General features: G+C 48.5%; 6 protein-coding genes. All 6 read right to left on the bottom strand.

The genetic code is table 11. The features are described from left to right. Positions 1-47: 47 nt before the first annotated feature. The gene (locus tag KDK14_RS02925) at positions 48-1,220 is read right to left on the bottom strand and encodes a type I restriction endonuclease subunit R (protein WP_257263525.1); all 1,173 of its coding nucleotides are present in this window, start codon (positions 1,218-1,220) and stop codon (positions 48-50) included. 110 nt (positions 1,221-1,330) lie between these two features. After that, positions 1,331-1,897 carry a DUF4276 family protein gene (locus KDK14_RS02920; protein WP_257263524.1) on the bottom strand — a complete coding sequence of 189 codons (567 nt, stop codon included), beginning with the start codon at positions 1,895-1,897 and terminating at the stop codon, positions 1,331-1,333. Continuing rightward, the gene (locus KDK14_RS02915; protein ID WP_257263523.1) at positions 1,897-3,081 is read right to left on the bottom strand and encodes an AAA family ATPase; all 1,185 of its coding nucleotides are present in this window, start codon (positions 3,079-3,081) and stop codon (positions 1,897-1,899) included. The genes KDK14_RS02920 and KDK14_RS02915 overlap by 1 nt, the downstream gene beginning before the upstream one ends. Then, positions 3,078-4,607, bottom strand: a complete 1,530-nt coding sequence (locus KDK14_RS02910) for a restriction endonuclease subunit S (protein ID WP_257263522.1) — start codon at positions 4,605-4,607, stop codon at positions 3,078-3,080. Before KDK14_RS02910 ends, KDK14_RS02915 begins: the two co-directional genes overlap by 4 nt. Next, positions 4,597-6,300 (bottom strand): class I SAM-dependent DNA methyltransferase, encoded by a 1,704-nt coding sequence (locus KDK14_RS02905; protein ID WP_257263521.1) that lies wholly within the window; start codon positions 6,298-6,300, stop codon positions 4,597-4,599. Before KDK14_RS02905 ends, KDK14_RS02910 begins: the two co-directional genes overlap by 11 nt. 192 nt (positions 6,301-6,492) lie before the next feature. Further along, the coding region (locus KDK14_RS02900; protein ID WP_257263520.1) for a hypothetical protein at positions 6,493-6,715 on the bottom strand (223 nt) is incomplete at its 5' end.

The following is a 6,715-nucleotide window of genomic DNA, read 5'->3' as shown; positions in this document are numbered from 1 at the left end:
GGGATAGATGTAAGAAAAGTCATGGGTTATGCATTTATGACTTGAATTCAGGTGCCGCCGGACTCCCTTTCCGCCAGTAACTGACGCAACGTTTCCCGGTCATTAGCCTGCACCGGTGTCTGCTTTAACAGTTCCCGGGCACTGCTGAAAGTGTTAAACAGCTGACCATCCAGATCATTCCGATCCGTCACTACCACCAGCGTCGGGTTATTCATGGCCGGTTGTTGCAGCAACATACCGGCATAGCAGCACATGGAGATGCTCTTGCCCGAACCCTGGGTATGCCAAACGACACCCGCCTTTTTACTGCCGGGCAAAATACGACCACCCCGACACGTCTGTGAGGCCGCTTCCCCCAACTGTTCCTGTGCTGCCAGCACCGTTGCCCGAACCGCTTCCCGCACCGCATGGAACTGGTGATAACCGGCAATCTTCTTGATGGTGCGTTCACCATCACTTTCAAACAGCACAAAATAGCGAATGTAATCCAGAAACAGTGCCCGGTCGAAAAAGCCCCGCACCAGTGTTTCCAGTTGCCACTCCAGCACTGGTCGGTCTTCTTCGTTCTGAATGGTACGCCAGGGCATAAACCGTTCCTGGTCAGCGGTCAGGGAACCCACCCGGGCGGTATAACCATCGCTGATCACCATCGCCTCATTAAAAATAAACAGGTCGCTGATTTCATCCTTATAGGTTTGCAGCTGGTTAAAGGCATCCCAGATATCCACATTCTCATCACCGGGGCTTTTCAGCTCCAGCACGGCAAAGGGGATGCCATTAATAAAGCAGATAATATCCGGGCGACGCGGGTTTTTGGTGCCGGTCAGTGTGAACTGGTTCACCGCCACAAACCGGTTATTGGCGACCGATTCAAAATCCACTAAAAAAGCATGGTCGTTTATCCACTGCTCATCGTCGCCTTTGTAATCCACCGGCACACCCTCCAACAGCAGCTTGTGGAAGTGTTGGTTATTGGTGATTAGATCAAGGCTTTCCGGTTTGGTCAGCGTTGCCCATACCTGCTCAAAGCAGCCAGAAGGTAGATGCGGGTTTAACTGGGTAACGGCTTTTTCCAGGTCTGGCTTTAGCAATACGTCCTGATAATTGCCGCGCATGGGGTTTGAGCCGTCCGGAGCAATATCAGGGCCGTGCAAGACTTCCCAGCCAGCTGCGCGGAACCACTCTAAACAGAGTTGTTCAAGTTGATCTTCAGTAATCATATCCGTGACTTCATTAAAAGAATGTGTGAGGTCGTGGCAAGGAAGGCCATCACCAAGACAGGAACCAAGACAGAAACCAGAACAGAAATCAGAGGCGCTTAAACAACCATTTACATGGTATTGATGCGTTCCAGATAAGTGTGAACGCCGGTGACAAACTGCTGAAAACTGACCGACCGATTGTTGGTAAGGTTAAGGTGGGGCGCAATGGATCGGGCACCAGAGACTTTCTGATATCCGGTAATCAGCTTTTTCAACTCTTCCTGAGCATTGGCCAAGGCATCAGGATTACGAAACTTACGGCCATTCTGCTTTTCGGCCAGCCGGGGCTTGTTAAAAGCTGCACCTACCGCAGCAAGATCCCCAAGAAACCAGCTTTCCAATTCATGAACCGCAATGCGAACCAGTGTCTCCGGCCGATGGTTTTCTTCGCATAGCTGTTGTAGTCGTGCTTTCAGGCGTTCACAGTCGTCCTGGTCTTTATCACGCACCACCACAAACCAGCTATTGGGGATGTTCCAATGGCGCAGTTTGATGGGTATGGACTTTTCCAGATCCTGCTTGCCTTCATGGGGAATACATCGAAAAGAGACTTCCGGTGGTAACAGTCGGGGTAACAATGTATTCAGCAATACTTGAGCAGAGGGCTCTTCCAGCAAAAAGACCAACTCTGTCATCAGGGGTTTACTCCGTCAAACAGCCCTTGCTTCCAGAGAGCACCAGGTAAATCGCCGCCCTTAACAAGACTTTTTATTAACGTATTATCAGCAGCACGCTCGATGGTGGTGACACCGTTGCTTTTCTTCAACCAGAAAATCTCTTCCAATTGAATGCTGTTCAACATATCCGGCGAATGGGTAGACACCATCACTTGGCCACCCTGATCGGCATAACTTCGAAATTCCTCCGCCAACTCCACGATCAGGCTTGGATAGAGCTGGTTTTCCGGCTCCTCGACACAAAGCAATGGATGAGGCGATGGATCATTCAGTAGCAACAGGTAAGCGAACATCTTGATGGTGCCATCGGAGACATAACGAGCCACAAACGGGTCTTTAAAGCTACCATCCTGAAATTTCAGGACAATGCGCCCATCGTCAGTTTCTACCGCTTTGACATCTTCTACTCCTGGCACCCGTTGTTTCATTTTATCCAGTACATGCTGGAAAATATCCGGATGTTGCTCATAGAGGTACTGTGCCACCAGCGCGGCATTTTCCCCTTGGGGCGATAAATGCTCTGCATAGCCTGCGTCCCGGGTCTGGCGGGCATCGCTGATATGAAAATCGGAGACATGCCAGTTTTCAATCAGCTGACGAAAGGCATTGGCTGCCCGGAATCGCTGAAATTGTCCGAGTCCTTTTACGGCCAGAATATCCGGGCTATCCAGCGTCTGCTCTTCCCGTTCCAGTTCTGAGTCTGTTTTATTGAAGTCTTCTTCATTAAGAATGGCGTAACCCCGGCCCCCCCGGAAATCCAGGAAATGAAACGGTGAACCCTGGCTGCCCCGTTTATAGCGGAGTATCTCCCGGGCAACGATAGGGCGGCCTTTGTCCTGTCGAATTTCCAACAGGTAAGTCACCAGTCGGTCAACGCCGCCAATGGGCAAGCGGAATTGCAGGGTGAACTCTATGGGCTGATCAATGCATCCACGGGTAACAACTTCCTTGAAAGTTCCGCGTTTTTGTAATGCGGTGCGCACATTACCGTGCAGGGCGTCCCTGAGAAACCCAAACACATCAAACAGTGTGGTTTTCCCGCTGCCATTGGCACCGACAAAGACGCACATGCCGGGCAGGTTTTTCAGCTCCACATGCTGAAAGACCTTGTAGTTTTTGATTGTCAGGGACTCAAGCTTCATCCGGCGGCTTCCATCAGTGGCTGTTGTGATTGTTGTCCTTCCAGAGTATCACTTTCTGGCGGGTTTGCCTTGGGTGGTGTGGTGTCGGGCAGGGTTAGTTCGCCGGAGAGGAGTTTGGGGAGGAGGGTGTCTCTTACTCTGGTTAATGAAGAGTTCTCAGAAACTTGATTTGCAATCTGATCATAAATGTTTGAAGCATGTTGAGTGAAAATATCCAAAAGTGCTTTTGATGGGACAACCACATTAATTGGCTTAAAATTCTTTTTACTAATTTCCGCAAAGGTTGTGCCGCTTGCCCTTTGCTTTATCTCATCCATTACTGAGGATGCCCATAAAAGCACATATTCAGGTGGTAAGTTTTGCTCACAGCGCATGGCTATGTAGCCCTGATTGATAGCCAACGGAACTTTTGTAAGTGCCAAATAGCCAACAGGAGCCCTGGATGATAGCAAGACAGTGTTGACCGGAAGCAGCCCTGAGCTGATTTTATTCAAGCCTTCTTTCGTAATCTTACGCTCTGTATCCAGTATTATTTTATCAGTTGCATTCGATAAGTCTTTTGGTGTCGTCCAGCATATATCACCATTATCCCAGAAATCGGGTTGTTTGGTTGATGGTGTACCACCTCCAACAATTTTCACCTCTTTACCAATTTCACTAAGCTCCCACCCCATCGGCATCTCACCCAACTCGGAATCCTGCATAGCAGAAGGAAACAGGGCAGCCGTTCGGGCAAGCTCGGCGTAGGCTTCGGGTTGTTCGGTTTGCAGGGTGTTCAGGCTTGCCTCGTCTCGGGCGGAGATGGCGCACATGGCTGCCCGTTCGGCTTCTTCGGCACTGCCGCCTGCTGCTAATACCGATAGTTTGGCTTTTACCGGGTCGAAATCGACAAACCAGCTTTTGAAGAGGGTTTGGGCGATGGCTTCGAGGGTTTGATTCGATTTTGAATTGATTTCAATTTTTTCATCAATTGCATAAAAAGTTGTTGCAATTTCTCGTTGTGCTTCCAGACTTTCTGGATAATAAATCGAAATATCGCTCAAAATTTTAGTATTGATAGAAGGCATTGTCGCACCTACAGCAATACCTCTTATATATTTTTTAAATGCCTCTAAGCCGAAAAAATAGGATAGGTAAAGTGGGTCTATTTTTTCTTTATCGGCTCTTACTCGAAGACAACGACCAGAGAAAAGCCAACCATTTTCTTCTTTTCTAACTATGGCTCTACGATCAACAGAACCAACACGGGAGAACACAATATCACCTTCTTGCAAATGATACTTCGAGAGGCGAATCCTATCCTCATCTGACACAAACGGAGTGTTTATATGAATAATTCGATTATCACCTAAGTGTTCAACTGTGATTATTGGAGTACCAACCTGCACATAGTCTTCTTTATGTAATTGACTGCCAAACGGACCCGTTTGAACTCCTATTTTTTCAGCACATAACTCCGAAAGTTTTGAGCATCGAAAGTTAGATGGAAATGAACCGTATTCGGTTGGTTGGATTTCAGAATTCATAACCCAACCCTGCAAAGTTGTTTTTAATTTCCCCTTCTAACCGATCACTCTCAGCAAACTGCTCTTGAAGCAACCCAGTTAACCGCAACATCTTGTCAGCAAACGGCTCACCATCGTCATCCTGTTCAGCAGCGCCTACATAACGCCCTGGTGTGAGAACAAAGTCGTGCTTCTTAATGTCTTCGAGAGAAGCTGCAAAACAAAAGCCGGGCTTATCCTCATAACCCTCTCCTTGCTGCCAGGCATGGAACATGTGAGCAATCGAGGTAATATCTTCCCGTGTGAAATCCCTCAGTACCCGATCTTTCATAAAGCCCATATTCCGAGCATCAATAAACAGTGTCTCCCCCCGACGATCCACCTTGCCATGACCGCTCTGCTTGTTCTTGGTCAAAAACCAGATACAGGCAGGAATTTGCGTATTGGTAAACAGCTGCCCCGGCAGCGCCACCATACACTCCACCAGATCGGCCTCAATCAGCTGACGACGAATCACTCCTTCATTATTGGTATTGGAACTCATGGAACCATTGGCCAGCAGCAGCGCCATAGAACCATTGTCGTTCAAATGGTGGAGCATATGCTGCATCCAGCCAAAGTTAGCGTTGCCTTTGGGCGGTGTGCCGTATTGCCAGCGTACATCTTCTTCCAGCCGGGCATGCCACCAGTCCTTGATATTGAACGGCGGGTTAGCCATAACAAAATCGGCACGCAGATCCGGATGCTGGTCATCCAGAAAACTGTCGGCGTTCTTTTTGCCAAAATTAAAGTCGATGCCCCGAATGGCCATATTCATGGCCGCCAGCTTCCAGGTGGTGGGGTTGCTCTCCTGACCATACACGGAGATATGCTTTTTCTGCTCGCTGGAGTCGTAATGGCGCTCTTTGGCGTGCTCCTCAATAAACTTCTCACTGGAGACAAAGAAACCACCGGAGCCCATGGCCGGGTCATACACCCGTCCCTGAAAGGGTTGTAGCATTTCCACAATCAGGGTGACGATGCTTTTCGGCGTGTAGTACTGGCCACCCTGTTTGCCCTCCTTCAGTGCAAATTCACCGAGGAAGTATTCATAAACGTGGCCAAGAATATCCTTACTTTTCAGTTCAAGCTTTTCGCCCTGGTATTCGGGGTTACGGAAACTGGTGTCCGAGAAACTGTTAATCAGGCCAATCAGTTTTTCATTTTCCAGCTGATAGTTACTGATACGGTTAAGAATGCCTTTTAATTTTGGGTTGGCTTTTTCAATTTCATCTAACGCATTGTCGATCAGCCAGGAGATGGAGCGCAGCTTAACGTCTTCCCGCTGTTTGTTCTGCCAGATCACGGAACCTATGGCCAGGGTGGCGGTATCTTTCAGTGTGCTCCAACGGGCATGCCTGGGCACCCAGAAGATATTCTTCTCCTGGTAGTAGTCGAGAATTTCCAGCTCGTTGGCAATGGCCTGCTGGTAGTCTGCGTCGGAATCGAAATCGCCCCCGGGCAGGTAATAGATATTGTCATCGTCGTTTTTCTGAAAGAGAGTTTTCAGTTCTTCCTGACGCTCTTCAAAAGCATCCGACACATATTTCAGAAAGATCAAACCCAACACAATGTGCTTGTAGTTCGCGGCATCAAGGTTATTGCGCAGTTTGTCCGCAGCTTTCCATAGCTTATCGTCCAGCGCCTTAAGGAACTGCTGTTCAGTGGTGTTCATAGATTGGCCGTTGGCAGGTTCTGTGAAGCTTCCCCCACGCTACCGCTCATAGCTTGTACCATTGTCTTTTATTGACTCAGGGGAGCGGAGGGCCAGATAGCTCAGAGGGGAATTTTGGGAAGGTAGTAATTGTACGCTTGTGAGGTTACAGGTGGTAGTCGTGTATTTGCGAAGCACTGATTAGAAAAAATTTCACTTTTTGGTTTGCATGCGACACAACTCGTCGCAGGGGTGTTTTATGATGGGATTCTGAAACGGGAAAGCGTTGTCGAATGGCGATGAAGTGAGCTTTCTATGCGACACCTGTTTTTCGGAGTCTGACAATAACATGATCATTGGAAATCCTGTTTTTATATACGTCAGTTCACGTTCTTTGCAATGCCCATCATCTGAGAGAGCTTTTGGGTGTTGTTGA

Origin of the sequence: Endozoicomonas sp. ONNA2, from assembly GCF_024606365.1 — a bacterium.
Taxonomy (GTDB): Bacteria; Pseudomonadota; Gammaproteobacteria; order Pseudomonadales; family Endozoicomonadaceae; genus Endozoicomonas.
Note: the sequence above shows the minus strand (reverse complement) of the source record. Positions and strands in the feature narration are given on the sequence as shown.